Here is a 15,771-nt window from a genome sequence, read left to right as displayed (position 1 = left end):
TAAAATAACATTAGGTCTAACAACATATTAGAGAAGTATCATGGTGTGCTATTGGCGTAGCTAAACGAAAAATATCATTTAAAACTGCATGAACAAAAGAGCAAGCTTCAATATAACTAAATTTCTTAACCAGCCTTGTGGCTTCCGCAATCAAAATAGCAGTATTGATAGGCTGCCCATGAAAGTGTTCATATAATGTTAAACGTAAAACGTTTTTCTCCATTAAAGTCAGCTTCTCAAAAGAGGTATTTTTAACTGTTTGAGCAATTAATAAATCCAATTCAGAAGACTTTGCAAGGATTTCTTTTGAAAAATGTAAGGCAGAAGAAGCGTGTTTTTGAGTAACGGCGGTCTCTGACATTAAGAGAGGGACAAGGCTCTCTTCAGACATAGGATCCATATCCAAGGCATAAAGCATTTGCAGTACAATCTCCCGCATTTTTTGTTTGGGGAGAGGACGAGGAAGTTTGACATAAGACCCTAAGGAGCTTTCGGGGGTCAGAGTAGACATTATGACACCAAAACAACAATGATTTATTAGTTACAAAAATACATTTTCAGTTTGCTAAATTAGGAACTTAGTATAGAAAGACGCGAAATGAGAAACATTGAGGTTATATTTTATAAAGTTTTAAATGCAACAAAAAATCATAAACCTCAGGATGACTTTCAACCATTTTCTATATTAGAGTATTATAAAAATAAGTTTTGAAAAGATGGGATTTCCCTATGTTAGGAGATGAAAAGTTCTCAAACAAGCTATTGGACAATGGGATTTCAATTGCTTTTCTTTTAAGGATTCTCTAAGATTCTATCTTTCTTTGTCTAGATGAAGGGAAGATTGTTTCTATAGGTTTTCTCCAGGGCAAAGTACTGGCCTCTGATCATTTAAAGAATCGTGTTAACGAGCAACTGGGATAGAGTGTGGCATTAAATTTAAAAATTAACAGACAGATACGAGCTCCTAAAGTCCGTCTTATAGGTTCTGCTGGCGAGCAGTTGGGCATATTGAATACCAAAGATGCTCTAGACTTAGCCAGGGAGTCCGATTTAGATCTTGTGGAAGTTGCTTCAAACAGCGAGCCACCTGTATGTAAAATTATGGATTATGGCAAATATCGCTATAATCTAACAAAGAAAGAGAAAGACTCTAAAAAAGCTCAACACCAAGTCCGTGTTAAAGAAGTCAAATTAAAGCCAAATATTGATGACAATGACTTCGCTACAAAGTTAAAACAAGCACGAGGCTTTATTGAGAAAGGGAATAAAGTAAAAATTACGTGTATGTTCCGAGGTCGTGAACTTGCTTACCCAGAACATGGGCACAAAGTTGTGCAAAAGATGAGTCAAGGTCTCGAAGACGTAGGATTCATAGAATCTGAGCCAAAATTAAATGGCCGTTCCTTAATTTGCGTAGTCGCTCCGGGAACGGTAAAAACTAAGAAAAAGCAGGACAAAATCAATGCCCAAGATGAAAAGCAATAAGTCCGTTGCGGCGCGTTTTAAGTTGACAGGTTCTGGCCAGTTAAAGAGAACTCGCCCAGGCAAGAGGCATAAATTATCAAAAAAATCTTCGCAGGAAAAACGCAACCTATCTAAGCAGCCTTTAGTAGATAAGGGACAGGTGGGTATGTATAAGCGAATGATGCTTGTTTAAAGATAAGGGAATTTTATTATGGTGAGAGCAACAGGTTCAGTAGCTTCCAGGCGCCGTCGTAAGCGTATATTAAAACAAGCTAAAGGCTTTTGGGGAGATAGAAAAGGCCATTTTCGTCAAAGCCGATCCTCAGTCATGAGAGCTATGGCGTTCAATTACATGCATAGAAAAGATCGTAAAGGTGACTTCCGTAGTCTTTGGATTGCTCGTCTTAACGTCGCTTCTAGAATAAACGGTCTATCCTATAGTCGTTTAATTAATGGCTTAAAGTGCGCTGGAATCGATTTAAATAGAAAAATGCTATCAGAAATGGCTATTCATAACCCCACGGGTTTTGCAGAAGTGGCTAATCAAGCTAAAAAAGCTTTAGAGGCAAATCTTTAGGAAATAAATCTCATGGCGATTCAAGAGGAGCTTGAAGCTACAAAGCAACAATTTTGTGCAGAACTAAATCAAGTTAACTCTTCAAAAGATCTTTTTGATCTAAAGGTTCGTTATTTAGGGAAGAAAGGTCTTTTCCGTTGTTTTGCAGATAAGTTAAGGGAGTGTCCTGCAGACCAAAAGGCTCTAATGGGTGCTTCCATAAATAACTGTAAAACCTATATCGAAAACCTAATCCGTGATAAAAATAATGCTATTCTTTTAGCAGAAGAAGCAGCGGAATTCTTAAGAGAAAAGATTGATATTACCTTGCCAGGAGAACCGCATTGTCCTGGAGGGAGGCACATCGTAAAAAAAGTTTTAGACGATGTTGTGGATATCTTTGTTCATTTAGGTTTTTGTGTTCGCGAAGCTCCAAACATTGAAAATGAAGAAAATAATTTTTCTTTGCTGAATTTTGAGGAGGATCATCCCGCGAGACAAATGCACGATACTTTTTACTTAGATGCTAAAACAGTATTACGCACACATACATCTAATGTTCAGGTTAGAGAACTACGAAAAGGGCAACCTCCTATAAAAGTAGTTGCTCCAGGTCTATGTTTCCGTAACGAGGATATTTCAGCGCGTTCCCATGTGATTTTCCATCAAGTAGAGGCATTTTATCTTGATCGTCGTGTAACACTTTCTGACTTGACAGAGATGCTTACTGAGTTTTACCATACGTTTTTTGAAAGGAAAATAGAGTTACGTTTACGTCACAGCTACTTTCCTTTTGTTGAACCGGGAATAGAGGTCGATGTTTCTTGTGAATGTCGACAAGCAGGATGTTCCTTATGTAAACATACTGGTTGGCTAGAAGTAGCTGGAGCTGGTATGATACACCCTCAAGTTTTGCGTAACAGCGGAGTTGATCCTGAAATCTATACAGGCTACGCTGTTGGCATGGGTATCGAGAGGTTAGCTATGTTAAAACATGGTATCTCCGATATTCGTCTTTTCTGTGAGAACGACTTAAGGTTTTTACAGCAGTTTTCTTAAGGAAGAATGGCAGAGCGGTTTAATGCACCTGTCTTGAAAACAGGAGACCTGAAAGGGTCCGGGGGTTCGAATCCCTCTTCTTCCGTTTCTTTTTAGATACTAATCTTTTAGTGTATTCCAAGCTTTTCCCCTGTTTTTATCTTCTCTTATTTTTTTGTCAGTTTTTAATTTCTTTAATTCAACACTTTATTAATTATAGTTTCATTTTCTTTTTAAATTAGTTTGATGGTTAAATTATTTTTATAATAAACTAATATAACGATTGTAAGATAATAATCTAATTTTTTGATTCGTTTAAGAGTAAATATGCGAAAGTCTTGTTATAGTTTTGAAAAAGCATTGCAGCATTTAGAGAAGTTAAAAAAGATTTCTTATAATTCGCCATCGTCTTTTATTAATAACACTAGGCCTGATGATATATTTTCTGAAGATCATTATGTTAGTGAGATGAAACAGGCGATCAAGAATATAGAGGATTATCTTAAGAAAGCGGGTTCTCTACCTAAGAGCGAAGCAAATAAGGCTTTACAAGAGTCTAATTTCCTTATAGCCGGGGTGCAGAACGTATTTTCTTTCCTAGAAAGTAGAGAGCGAGAGTTGTATCAGAGTTTAGTTCATGATTATTCTGAGCTAAGTAGGGTTTACAATAAAACGCAAGCCAATCTCAGCCGAAAGATTATTAAGGAAGAAGAGGAAGAAAACGAAGAACTCGTCGAACGGGAATTAGAAGAAATGCATGAGGAAGAGCATTTCTTAAATAACTTAGTAGAAGTGAAACGAGACCGTTCCTATGAGCTTTTCTACATGTCTGACGAGGAGAATAAGCGTTTTTATACAGATACACTCACTCAGATTATCTGCAAACAGGGGAAGATTCATGAAACAGCTCATGAAGGTGATCCTTTAATAAAAACATCGGTTTGGAATAGCGAAGAGCTTCATAATTTAGCGTCTTCGTTAGTGTTCACGAACGATATGCCTATACGGTTATTTTATCAGAAGGCTTTGAGTAATCTAAAGATCACATCTACAGAAAAAATACACAATGCTGTCATGGGGCTATTCTTATCTAGATATCAAACCACCATGGTTTCTAATAATCCTAAGAAAGATAACCTTCAATACTTTAATGATTTTCTCTATTTCTTGAGAGATGCGTGGAAAACTCAAAACAATGTTCCTGATAATCAGACGCATTATCAACATACGCACACACTAATGTCTTCTTTAAGTAGTGGGATTTTTGAAACTAAACTTACATTTACAGAAGCAGCTCGATATTTATATTTTCATATACACTCAAAAATCCAATCCGAGGAAGATAAGAAACCCCTATCATCGGGACAATACGTTTCTGAGGTGTACGAAGAATTATATCGGTTGTTTTCTAAATATCCGAATGGTCCTTTATTTAAAGCTATAGACAGAATATTAGACTCTAACTCCACAGTATTTGATCCTATTGTTTTAGGAGTATTTCCGGGATTAGAAGGAACATTGAAGTTGGGAGATAAATCAATAAATATCATAAGATCCCCAAGCCCTATAACACAAAGCTCTATACTCTATGCGAATTGTAATGAGGAATTTATAGGGTTTCTCAATGCTAAGGAAGACCTCGGAGATATCACACTAATTTTAAACATACAGAATCGTTTATCTAGGAAAGATCGTGCAAGAAGCCGTGTTATAGAAGAAAGCCTAGATAGAATTGATAAGGCACATATATTTTCATTCCCAGAACCAGAGGATCTATTAAAATATATTGAAAAAGTGTATGGAGAACAAGAAACCTTTTTTGGATTCTTTTCCATTTTCAAAGAAGAATTCAGTAAATCCGGATCTTTATCATTGTTTTCTGTTCCGAGTATATCCAAAGGCCAAATTTATGATTTTCTTGATGCTAGCCTCTCAGTTTTAAAAGAGACTTTCTTTTCGAAGAAAAAGATTTTATTTAAAAACGATAAACTCTTGCTATTGCATATTATTTCCTACCTAACAGTCTTTAAGCTTATAGAAATTATAGATCCAAATAACCTTGTAGTCATGTCTAAGGATGGGTTGGACTACGCATCGATATTCATTGCAGGATTTACTTTCTTTACTAGTGAAGAAGCTTGGGATGAGCACAGATTAAAATTGCTTATGACAAAGGTTCTTGCACCTACTTTAGTAGCTAGAGACCGGCTCATATTTGCACATCATATTGAATTGATGAGTAAATTTTTAAATTGTTTGAGGAAAAATAGACACAACCTTTCTAAACTTAAACCGTTCTACAATTATGATTTAGAAAAATGGCAGTTCTCAGGTTATCTCAATGAAATTACTGAAGCTTAGCATAAGCATAGTTTGTGAATATAGCTAAGATAATTAATGGGAATAACATTACAGGTAATATCGGTAAAACACTACTGTTAGACAGGACCATACCTGCTTTTAAGAAGATAAAAAAGGTATTTATCGTTCCTAAAGGCACAAGGTAGGCAAGAGTCACTGTAGGAACACGACTGAATCTTAAACAAAGATACGCAGAGATAATCATAGAGGATATGCAAGCTAAAGGAGAAATTAGCATATAGTAAAATGTAGACAATAAAGACAAGATTCGCTGAGGAATAGTTGTAGACAACCCTAAGCCTGTAGCATTCCAAGGAATAGCTCGGAACGACTCCGAAAGGCGATTTTTGCCTCCTGCTGTGAAAATTTTAGAAAAAGGATTATCGTAGAATCCAAATTCAATTTCAGGGAACTCTTTCATATCAGAGTATTCACTAAGCTCTATACTTCCAGATTCTGTTTCGGAAAAGCGTATAACATCAAGTCCTATAGGAAGAGATGGTGTTGTAAATGCTAGTTTTCCCATGGTATAGATAGTTTTAGGATTTTTAATCCAAAACACCTGATTAAGGGTTAATGTTTTCTGCTCAATAGAAGAATAAAGTAGAACTGTTTGATCTTTAAGGTAGAGAGCGGGGACTTTGTCTTGAACTTTATCTAGAGTGCCTCTGTCCATATGTTCTTTAGTTGTGGATATTTGTTCACATATAGGATGTAGCCATTGGAAATTCGCATATAAAAGTAGTGTAATAATAAAACTCGAGCGAATCAAAGGAGCTGTTAAAGATTTCAAAGAGAGTCCGGAGGCTTGTAGGAGAAGGACTTCACGTTTATTTTGCATTGAAAACAGAGTGATAGTAGTTGCTACAGCAACTAGCTGGGGAATGAGAAATTCTGCTTTAAGAGCTATCTGTGATAGGTAATAGAGAATAGAAAGCTTTAACGATGCCCCTGAGGCTAGAGAGGTAGTATTCCCTTTGATAGTATGAAGAGAGTGATGAATAGAGGCATAAAAAACAAAAGCTAATACAATTAATGATACTAAGGAAAACCAAAACTTGGTTAATACATAACGTTTCCAAATATACATGACTTATGCATAACCCCTATTTTCTCGATATGCTTTGATAGCAAAAACAATCCAAGAAACTACCTGAGGGAAAATAAACAACATAAGAGCAGGAAATAGAGAGGACGTGTTTTTGCCAACTATTAATAAAATCAAATCTATAACGGGGAAAATACAATAAAGAGTTATTGATTTGCGAAATCTTGGCTTATAGGTTCCTAAAACCATGCCAGAATAGGTAAGAGTAATACAGAGCAAACCTATACCGATTCTTCTTAAGGTTTCGGGTAGATATGTACGACTAAATGATTGTTTTACAAGTTGCTTCCAGGGTAAATAATCAGTCCGTGTTTTCATGTAAGATTTTCCAGCAAATAACGTTGAAGTTATCTTAGGAATTAACATTTCATCTAAGGTCTCTATATAGTATTCTTTAGAATTCGAAGAGCGTTGATCTGTCAATGTGGAGGGTAGCTTTGAGATCATAACAACACCCCGTGCTTGTACAGTATCATTAGCAACATCGGGAATGATAGTTTTAATAAGCCCAACATTAGCAATTTCTTTATCTCTTTTTAAAGCAATAATTACATTATCAAATTTACTTTTGGCACAATGATCCACAGTAATAAAAATACGATTGCTTTCTTTCTTCTGTAGTGTCTGGAGTAATAATGTCGGAGAAGTCATGGCCATATTGGCAATTTCTTTACAGGTTTGAAAACGACAAATAGAAGCTAATTCAGAACACGTGTAAAAATTTACACAACAAATGGCGCAAGAAACCATAAGAACCGGAAAAGTGATGATCACTTGGGAAGCTCCAGATGCTTTAAGGAAGGTGATTTGGTTATTATCAGACAGTCCTCGAAAAAGCGTAAAAGCAGAAATAAAGCAAGAAATAGGAAGAATAAAGGGCAATAAGTAGGGAATCTGGTAAGCTGTTAGTCGCAAAACTGTTGGATAAGGAACATCTTTTGCTATGTAACTAACGATTTCTTGAAGAGAACTAATAATAGAAATACAGATAAGGCTCAGTGTGCAAAAAGTCATAGTTTTTAAATAACGGAAAATTAAGACTTTCCATAAAATGGGCATAGCGTACCTGGTATCAGGAGTTCTTCAAGGTTAAGGACAAAGTAAGCATATATCTGTAAGTCGATAAGCCTTAAAGTATTTGTAATGAATTTATACGGACATGTATTTAGATTATGTTATCTTGTCTACTCAGAAATGATAAGCGATTAGAAGTTTTTTTTTCTGCTTTAGATATGAAAAAAAGCTATCTACTCGCTTTATCAGGAGGAAGTGATTCATTATTTCTCCTATATCTTCTTAAATCTCGCGGAGTCTCTTTTACTGCTGTTCATGTAGATTATGGATGGAGAGAGTCCTCTTATCGTGAAGCTGAGGAGCTTAAGCTTAGATGTCAAGAAGAAGGTGTTCCCCTTATAGTCAAGCATGTTCCTCCCGAATATAAAACATCAAAAGATCCAGAAAATACTGCAAGGCATTATCGCTATGTATTATTTTGTAAAATTTGTCGGGAAGACAATCTTGCAGGGATCTTTTTAGCTCATCATGCTAATGATCAAGCAGAAACCGTTTTAAAACGAGTGCTAGAGGGAGCGAATTTAGGAAATTTAAAAGGGATGACGAGAGAAGCATCTTATAATGGAATCCCTCTTTTAAGGCCTTTATTACATATCCCCAAACAGGTTTTAATTAATACTTTAGATGCTGAAAATATTTCCTATGTTCATGATGTAACAAATACTGATGAACGGTATCTACGTGCTAGAATGCGTAATAAGATATTTCCTTGGTTAGAAGAAATTTTTGCTAAAAACATCACGCAACCTTTACTAACACTCGCTCAAGATTCTGAGGAACTTGCCTGTTATATGAGACAACAAGCGCAACCCTTTCTTGAAAATATACGGCAAGAACATACAACTTGGTCTATTGAAATTCCTAAACCATTGATAGAACAAGTTTTTCTTGCTAAGTGGGTGTTTAAGGAGTTCTTTTATAAGGTTGGTATTGTTGCCTCAAGGCATTTTTTACAAATGGTTTATGATCATTTGAGCCGTAATTTGCCAGCAGAAATGCGACTTCGAGATAAAAGAGTCATCGTAAAAGCTGGGGTAGTAATGATAGAATAGAAAGTATATAATGATGGTTCTTATACTGTATTTGAAGATGATGAGTAGTAGGTCATTGTATAAGCAGATTTTCATATTTTTTATTTTATAACTTGGTTTTATAAACAAAATAATAAAAAATATGCTACATTAAATAATTACCTGTCTGATTGATTAGCTTAGTTGTGTAGTTTATGTCTAAAGATAAAAAAATGAAGCCCGAATCGAAAAAAAATTTTCCTACGGTATTTTTTTTCCTTCTATTTGGTGTAATTTTCGGCGTGATTGCTGTTCAAAATTTTCTAGTTGCCAAGAAAGCCCGGGTTAGTTTTAGCCATCAGCTAGAGCATTTAGTAAATTTAAAATTGATTTATCCTGAAGATAGTAGAAAAATTGCCCTAAATGATAATTTAGTGTCGTTTAGTGGGCGTTTTCGTGAATCTCCAACAGCTGAAAGTCAGCTGCGCTATCATTACTTAGAGTTGATAGATCAAAAACATCAATTAGAGTTTGATCTTCAGGAAGCGAGTAAGAATGTCGATCATCTTGCAAAAGAGGTGGAGAGCTCTGTTTTGTGGTTTTCTGCAATTTCTGGGTTCCCAATTCCTGAAACAGGTTATTTGATATCTCCTAGTGTGGAATTAGGAAAATCTTCTTTAGGAGCTCTTGTTATTCATGGTTCGAATAATTTCCAAATTATCAATTTGCGTTCTTTAGAGCAACGTTATCAAACACTTCCTCGATCTAGTGAAACTTTACGTACGTTTGGTTCCGATTTATATGAGCTTATTGGGAAATATCTATCCCCTGCTTTGGGCATAGGTTCTGAGAGTGTAAAGCGTGAACTAAAAGATTTTTATCAACAGGTTGAGCTTTCTCTGACTCAGTTAATAGATGCTGAACAACTAAGTGTTCTTTATGAGAAAGTTTTATCTTCTCTACAGAGGATTTCTACATCACTAGTTTTATCTGATAGAGGAGACCATTTTGGACAATTGCGTTCTGTACGTTTATATCGTGAAGAACGTAGTAAATATGAGAAACTTATAGAAGATAGTCAAATTAATCAAGCACAGTTAGATAAGCTTCGTGGCGAGCTTAGCCAGGTTGTTTGGTATTTTAATAACCAAGAGCTATCTTCTCGAGCATTGGAAAAACAAGACCCTGAGGTATTTGCTCATTGGTTTTCTGGAGCTAAACAAGAGTGGGAAGGATTCTCTAGCAACCGTGCTTTAACTTTCAAGGCTCCGGATCAGCCACGGAATTTAGTATTAGAGAAAACATTTAAGAGTGAAGAGCCTGCACCGCATTACATAGGATACCTGTTTACTTTCTTACCTATTATACTTGTGCTTGTCTTTGTCTATTTTGTCTTTTCGAGACAAATGCGTGGTATGAACGGTTCAGCAATGTCTTTCGGGAAATCTCCAGCGCGCTTGTTAATGAAGGGGCAGAACAAAGTCACTTTTGCTGATGTTGCTGGTATAGAAGAGGCAAAAGAAGAATTAATAGAAATCGTAGACTTCCTTAAGAACCCTACGAAATTTACCAGTTTAGGGGGAAGAATCCCTAAAGGCGTGTTGTTAATAGGGCCTCCAGGAACAGGAAAAACTTTAATAGCTAAAGCTGTTTCTGGAGAAGCTGACCGACCATTTTTTTCTATAGCCGGATCTGATTTTGTAGAGATGTTTGTTGGTGTTGGAGCTAGTCGTATTCGTGATATGTTCGAACAGGCTAAGAGAAACGCTCCTTGCATTATTTTCATTGATGAGATCGATGCTGTAGGTCGTCATCGAGGCGCTGGTATAGGCGGCGGCCATGATGAACGTGAGCAAACATTAAACCAATTACTTGTAGAAATGGATGGCTTCGGCACTAATGAGGGTGTTATCCTTATGGCTGCAACTAATCGTCCTGATGTTTTAGATAAGGCCTTATTACGTCCTGGACGTTTTGATCGTCGTGTGGTTATGAATTTACCTGATATTAAGGGTAGATTTGAAATTCTTTCCGTACATGCTAAGAGAATCAAATTGGATCCTACAGTAGATCTTATGGCAGTAGCACGAAGCACTCCCGGAGCTTCAGGAGCGGATTTAGAGAATTTATTAAATGAGGCCGCTCTTCTTGCTGCGCGTAAGGATCGTACTGCAGTGACTGCTGTAGATGTTGCCGAAGCTCGTGATAAGGTTCTTTATGGTAAAGAGCGTCGTAGCTTAGAAATGGATGCTGAAGAACGAAAGACAACAGCCTATCATGAATCAGGTCATGCGGTTGTGGGACTTTGTGTTCAACATGCAGATCCTGTGGACAAAGTTACTATTATCCCTAGAGGTTTATCTTTAGGAGCTACGCATTTTCTTCCCGAGAAGAATAAACTTAGCTATTGGAAAAAAGAGTTGTTTGATCAATTGGCTGTTCTTATGGGAGGCCGAGCCGCAGAAGATATCTTTTTAGGGGATATTTCTAGTGGTGCTCAGCAAGATATTTCTCAAGCTACGAAATTGGTTCGTAGTATGGTCTGCGAGTGGGGAATGAGTGAGCAATTAGGTACTGTAACTTATGATGAGCGTTCAGATACCTCTACGGGTTATGGCTCTTATCATGAGAAAAGTTATTCAGAGGAAACTGCAAAAGCTATTGACAGTGAGTTGCGTTCCTTATTGGATGCTGCATACCAGCGCGCGTTAACAATCATCAGAGAACATCGTGATGAAGTTGAATTGATGACTCAGATGTTAATAGAGTTTGAAACTTTAGACGCTAAAGATGTTAAAGAGATCATGGATCACACTTGGGATCCAGAGAAAAAACGAACACGTTTAAAAGAAGAGGGTATGATGTTTAAGAAAGTTTCTGACGATTTACCTCCTCCTCCTCCTCAAGAAGATGCTATGAAAGATGGTACGTTAAAACTAAATAACACCACTACATAATCTATAGATTAGGTAATGATATGAAAAGAAAAGCCCCTTAATTAGGGGCTTTTTTTATCTTTTCAAAAAGATCTAAAGAAAAACAACAAAGGAAAAGATGGAAATTACTCACTGAGAGTAGCTTTATGGCTGAGTTTGTACTGTCCTTTTTCGTTGATGCTTAACAGCTTAACAGTTAGGGTGTCTCCCTGTTTAACGAAATCACCAACGTTGTCTATACGTTGTTTAGAAAATTCAGAAATATGGCAAAGACCTTCTTTACCAGGGAGGATTTCAACAAAGGCTCCAAAAGGGACAATAGATGTTACGCGACCTTCGTAAATCTTACCAACTTCAACTTCACCAACTAAGCCTTCAATAATAGATTTAGCTTTCTCTATTGCTTGCGGTGAAGAAGCAGAAATACTGACAAGACCCGAGTCATTAATATCAATTTGTACTCCAGCTTCTTCAATAATTTGACGAATCTGCTTACCCCCGGGTCCAATAACAGTAGCGATCTTATTAGGCTTAATTTGCATTGTTTCAATGCGAGGAGCGTATTGGGATAAGTCTGTTTTAGGAGCCGCAAGAGCTTGTTTCATGGTTTCAAGAATATCTTGACGACCATCTTTAGCTTGGGCTAGGGCAGCTCGCATAATAGCAGGAGTAATGCCTTCTACTTTAATATCCATTTGAAATGCTGTAATTCCTTCGGTATTTCCAGCAACTTTGAAATCCATATCGCCTAAATGATCTTCTAATCCGGAAATATCTGAGAGAATAGTTACATGGTCATCATCTAACATTAATCCCATGGCTATACCAGCTATAGGAGTTTTAATAGGAACTCCGGCATCCATTAAAGCTAAACAACCTCCGCAAACAGATGCCATAGATGAAGAACCATTAGATTCAGTAATATTGGATTCTATTCGGATAGTATAGGGGAACTTCATAGGATCGGGTAGGGTGTGACTTAATGCTTTTTCAGCAAGTTTACCGTGACCGATTTCCCTTCTTCCTGGGGAGCCGATCCTTCCTACTTCTCCAACAGAGAAGGGGGGGAAGAAGTATTGTAAATAAAATTTGGCTAGTCCTTCACCATTTAAGTCTTCATAACGTTGGGCCATGGCTTCACTACCTAAAGTACAGACGGCCATAGTTTGAGTTTCTCCCCGAGTAAATAAACAACTGCCGTGAGTTCTTGGGAGGAAAGATGTATCAATAGAGATAGGACGAATAGTAGTTACAGAACGTCCATCAGAACGTACGCCTTGTTCACGTATCAAACTACGCATGAAGTCAGATTTTGCTTGCTTAAAAGCAATTTTAATATTGAACGCAGTGAAAACTTCATTTTCTTCTTGGAGTTGTTCTATGATTTCATTTTCTAATTGTTTTGAAGCAGCTTCAAAAGCTTTCTTTTCCTTAATTTTCAGGAGGTCAACAAACTTTCCTTCCACAAGTGTGTTTACAGCAGATAGGACTTCCTCTGGAAGAGAAACAATTGGACTTGTATTCTTTTCTTTACCTATTTGTTTTTGCCAATCCTTTAATGCTTTGCATATAGTGACAATGTGTTTGTGACCAAACTCAATAGCTTCGATAACCTGATCTTCTGTAAAGAAGTCACAGTGTCCCTCGATCATTAGAATAGCATTTTCTGTTCCTGCTAACACGAGTTCCATTCTGGAAATATCCATTTCAGCCTTTGTTGGGTTAACTACCCAACGATTGTTCACAAAGCCAACACGAACACCAGCTACAATACTAGTCTGAGGAACATCAGAAATTGCTAAGGCTGCAGAAACACCACAAATTGCTATAGGGTCGGGAAGAGTTACTCCGTCGTATGACCACACGTAAGATAAAATTTGAATATCCTGCATTAACCGGTTAGGTAACGAAGGACGCATGGAGCGATCTATTAGGCGAGAAGTTAAAATTTCTCTTTCTGTTGGGCGGCCTTCCCTTTTAATAAACCCACCTAAAGTTTTTCCTATAGAAGAAAACTTTTCTTGATAGTCAACTCTTAAAGGTAGAAAGTCGACAGCTTCCTCAAGGTTAGCCGCACAAACAGATGAAAAGACCCATGTTTCTTGCATGCGAGCAAGAACTGCGCCGTTAGCCTGACGAGCTATTTTCCCCGTTTCAAATACTAATGTCTTGCCTTCTTCAAGGGTAACAGAAATAGTTTCAAATGTCATGAAGGTCTCCTAATTAGATTTTTTTGTCGGGGAAAATAAATAAAAGATTATTTTCTTAGATTTAATCTTGAAATTAAATTTTTATATCTTTCGGTGTCTGTAGAGTTAAGATACTCTAAGAGCTTTCGTCTTTGTCCTACCAACTTAAGCAGGGCTAGTCGAGAATTTTGGTCTTTAGGAGATCTCTTGAGGTGTTCTTTTAGTTCTGTAATGTGTTCTGTTAATATGGCGATTTGCACATCTGCTGAACCGGTATCCTTTTCATGAAGTTGAAATTTTTTTGTAATTTCTTCTTTAGTTCCCTTATCCAAAGACATTGGATGTCTCCTTAAAATAAAATAATTGCCGCAAAAGCCAATTATACTTGAGAAGTTTGTTAATGTACACCTTTTGGTATAGTGAGACGGGTTTTTTTGATTTGAAAATAAAAATTCTACGTTTTTGATCTGATTGAAAAATGGTCGTTAAACTAATATGACGACTTTTTACTATTTCTTATTAGGGAATTTTTTTCTTATAATCCGATGCAAAAAGTAGTTTTGAGTTATCTAATATAAAGTCTATGAATATAGAAAAAGATATATTTTTTATGAATCAGGCTCTTAAAGAGGCTCGCCAGGCTTATGATGAGGACGAGGTTCCTGTGGGCTGTGTGATTGTAAAAGATAATAAAATCATTGCTCGAGGTCATAACACGACGGAAAAACTTCAAGATTCGACAGCTCATGCTGAAATTTTATGCATTGGAGCTGCGGCGCAATATTTAGAGAACTGGCGTTTAGTTGATACTGTGCTCTATTGTACTCTTGAGCCTTGTTTGATGTGTGCCGGAGCTATACAACTGGCTCGCATTCGTAGAATAGTTTGGGCAGCCCCTGATTTGCGTTTGGGAGCAGGGGGGAGTTGGCTCAATGTTTTTAAAGAAAAACACCCATTTCATCAGGTGGAGTGTTTCTCCGGAATTTGTTGTGAAGAGGCTGAGCAATTAATGAAACAATTTTTTATAGGGAAGCGAAAAGAGAAAAATGAAAAATAAAATTCATGAGTTGTTGAATCGGCTTTATGAAAATCAAAAATCTCGTTTACAAAACGTGGGGGAACAAATCATTCCTAATTTAACTTCGGATGATGTGTTGCAACCCATGGATTTTTCTTTATTGGAAGAAAACCCTTTTTTCCGTTTTGAAGAGGGGGTTCTTTCCGGATTAGGTGAAGCTAGAGCAGCAATTTTAGCTTTATTTTCTGATGAAGCTTAAAAGATTCGAGATATTCTGTAGGGGTTAGGAATTTTTTCTTTATAGCAAAACAGAATGCCCAGCATTAATGAGAGCATAGATCCGAAGAATAATGCAAAGGCTCCAGAAAATAGTAGGATCAGGAAGTAAAATGCTGCCAAAACTACAAATCCCCATTTACGCGATAGGGTAATTGGGAAGGGGTGAAGTCCAAGGCGTTTTTCAGGATCTAGGAAAACCCAAATGAGCACAAGCGCGCTAATTAAACATTCAGGTCCGAATAGGGCTTGCGAACTATGAAATAATTTGAGACATGCCCACACCACTACTCCTGTTATTAGGATTTGACTGGTAACAAGAATAAGAAAAGTTATCGATCCTAGTTTTCGAATAATGTGGTTAGTTGCTTTATAGAAAAAGGTAAAACCTAATACATTTCTCACAAGTAAACGTTGTGTTATGTCCATGCAGCCCTCTTTATCGATGCATAGAGAGTCGGCTGTAATAAGGGGATAGGTAATAAACTGCCAAAAATTATGTTTATGAATCCCTGCAGTGGACAGAGCTAGAGTTTCGATGATTCCTGGAATACCGAAAAACCTTTTCATCAGGTATGAAAGTAGAGGAGATATACACGAAGTTATTAAGATAAACGAAGGAAGCTGTCTAAGTACCTGAGTGAGAAACGGGTTTTTATTATGTTTATCTGGGAAGATAACCCTCATGGAGGTTTGACCTGATTCTTTTCTTTTTAGTAATGCCTTATATTAGATTATGGA

General features: G+C 36.9%; 15 protein-coding genes and 1 tRNA gene. 10 read left to right on the top strand and 6 right to left on the bottom strand.

What is annotated here, in order from left to right; genetic code table 11:
- Window positions 1–16: 16 nt before the first annotated feature.
- The gene (gene nusB / locus E1N70_RS00750) at window positions 17–511 is read right to left on the bottom strand and encodes a transcription antitermination factor NusB (RefSeq protein WP_131743688.1); all 495 of its coding nucleotides are present in this window, start codon (window positions 509–511) and stop codon (window positions 17–19) included.
- A 413-nt stretch (window positions 512–924) separates the two neighbouring features.
- Between nusB and infC the strand changes: the two genes are divergently transcribed.
- The 6 genes from infC to E1N70_RS00720 all read left to right on the top strand — a co-directional run bounded on the left by infC (window position 925) and on the right by E1N70_RS00720 (window position 5,419).
- Entirely contained in the window at window positions 925–1,485 is a 561-nt protein-coding gene (infC, locus tag E1N70_RS00745; RefSeq protein WP_131743687.1) for a translation initiation factor IF-3, read from the top strand.
- Complete coding sequence (rpmI, locus tag E1N70_RS00740; protein WP_011006725.1) at window positions 1,463–1,657, top strand: 50S ribosomal protein L35; 195 nt, start codon at window positions 1,463–1,465, stop codon at window positions 1,655–1,657. The genes infC and rpmI overlap by 23 nt, the downstream gene beginning before the upstream one ends.
- 18 nt (window positions 1,658–1,675) lie before the next feature.
- On the top strand, window positions 1,676–2,041 hold the full coding sequence (gene rplT / locus E1N70_RS00735) for a 50S ribosomal protein L20 (RefSeq protein ID WP_006344349.1): 366 nt from the start codon (window positions 1,676–1,678) through the stop codon (window positions 2,039–2,041).
- 12 nt (window positions 2,042–2,053) lie between these two features.
- Window positions 2,054–3,079 (top strand): phenylalanine--tRNA ligase subunit alpha, encoded by a 1,026-nt coding sequence (pheS, locus tag E1N70_RS00730; protein WP_131743686.1) that lies wholly within the window; start codon window positions 2,054–2,056, stop codon window positions 3,077–3,079.
- Window positions 3,080–3,164, top strand: a tRNA-Ser gene (locus tag E1N70_RS00725).
- 221 nt (window positions 3,165–3,385) lie between these two features.
- Window positions 3,386–5,419 (top strand): calcium-binding protein, encoded by a 2,034-nt coding sequence (locus E1N70_RS00720; protein ID WP_131743685.1) that lies wholly within the window; start codon window positions 3,386–3,388, stop codon window positions 5,417–5,419.
- Here E1N70_RS00720 and E1N70_RS00715 read toward each other — a convergent pair.
- Complete coding sequence (locus E1N70_RS00715) at window positions 5,406–6,509, bottom strand: LptF/LptG family permease (RefSeq protein ID WP_131743684.1); 1,104 nt, start codon at window positions 6,507–6,509, stop codon at window positions 5,406–5,408. The two genes, E1N70_RS00720 and E1N70_RS00715, sit on opposite strands and share 14 nt — an antisense overlap.
- 3 nt (window positions 6,510–6,512) lie before the next feature.
- The gene (locus tag E1N70_RS00710; RefSeq protein ID WP_131743683.1) at window positions 6,513–7,586 is read right to left on the bottom strand and encodes an LptF/LptG family permease; all 1,074 of its coding nucleotides are present in this window, start codon (window positions 7,584–7,586) and stop codon (window positions 6,513–6,515) included.
- 113 nt (window positions 7,587–7,699) lie between these two features.
- Here E1N70_RS00710 and tilS point away from each other — a divergent pair, with 113 nt between their 5' ends.
- Complete coding sequence (gene tilS / locus E1N70_RS00705) at window positions 7,700–8,653, top strand: tRNA lysidine(34) synthetase TilS (RefSeq protein WP_131743682.1); 954 nt, start codon at window positions 7,700–7,702, stop codon at window positions 8,651–8,653.
- 173 nt (window positions 8,654–8,826) lie between these two features.
- Window positions 8,827–11,568: an ATP-dependent zinc metalloprotease FtsH gene (gene ftsH / locus E1N70_RS00700; RefSeq protein WP_131743681.1), complete on the top strand. Its 2,742-nt coding sequence runs from the start codon at window positions 8,827–8,829 to the stop codon at window positions 11,566–11,568.
- A gap of 104 nt (window positions 11,569–11,672) precedes the next feature.
- On the opposite strand, the gene pnp is transcribed toward ftsH, so the two are convergent.
- Window positions 11,673–13,757 (bottom strand): polyribonucleotide nucleotidyltransferase, encoded by a 2,085-nt coding sequence (gene pnp, locus E1N70_RS00695; protein WP_131743680.1) that lies wholly within the window; start codon window positions 13,755–13,757, stop codon window positions 11,673–11,675.
- Window positions 13,758–13,804: 47 nt separating this feature from the next.
- Window positions 13,805–14,074, bottom strand: coding sequence for a 30S ribosomal protein S15 (gene rpsO, locus E1N70_RS00690; protein WP_006343425.1), 270 nt, complete (start codon window positions 14,072–14,074; stop codon window positions 13,805–13,807).
- Window positions 14,075–14,319: 245 nt separating this feature from the next.
- Between rpsO and tadA the strand changes: the two genes are divergently transcribed.
- A complete protein-coding gene (gene tadA, locus E1N70_RS00685; RefSeq protein WP_131743679.1) occupies window positions 14,320–14,793 on the top strand; it encodes a tRNA adenosine(34) deaminase TadA in 474 nt (157 codons plus the stop codon).
- A complete protein-coding gene (locus E1N70_RS00680; RefSeq protein ID WP_131743678.1) occupies window positions 14,783–15,013 on the top strand; it encodes a hypothetical protein in 231 nt (76 codons plus the stop codon). Before tadA ends, E1N70_RS00680 begins: the two co-directional genes overlap by 11 nt.
- Here E1N70_RS00680 and E1N70_RS00675 read toward each other — a convergent pair.
- Entirely contained in the window at window positions 15,010–15,717 is a 708-nt protein-coding gene (locus tag E1N70_RS00675) for a hypothetical protein (protein ID WP_131743677.1), read from the bottom strand. The genes E1N70_RS00680 and E1N70_RS00675 overlap by 4 nt on opposite strands.
- Window positions 15,718–15,771: the final 54 nt, after the last annotated feature.

It is taken from the genome of Chlamydia buteonis, assembly GCF_900634605.1.
Taxonomy (GTDB): Bacteria; Chlamydiota; Chlamydiia; order Chlamydiales; family Chlamydiaceae; genus Chlamydia; species Chlamydia buteonis.
This window is presented reverse-complemented; position numbering and strand designations above follow the sequence as displayed.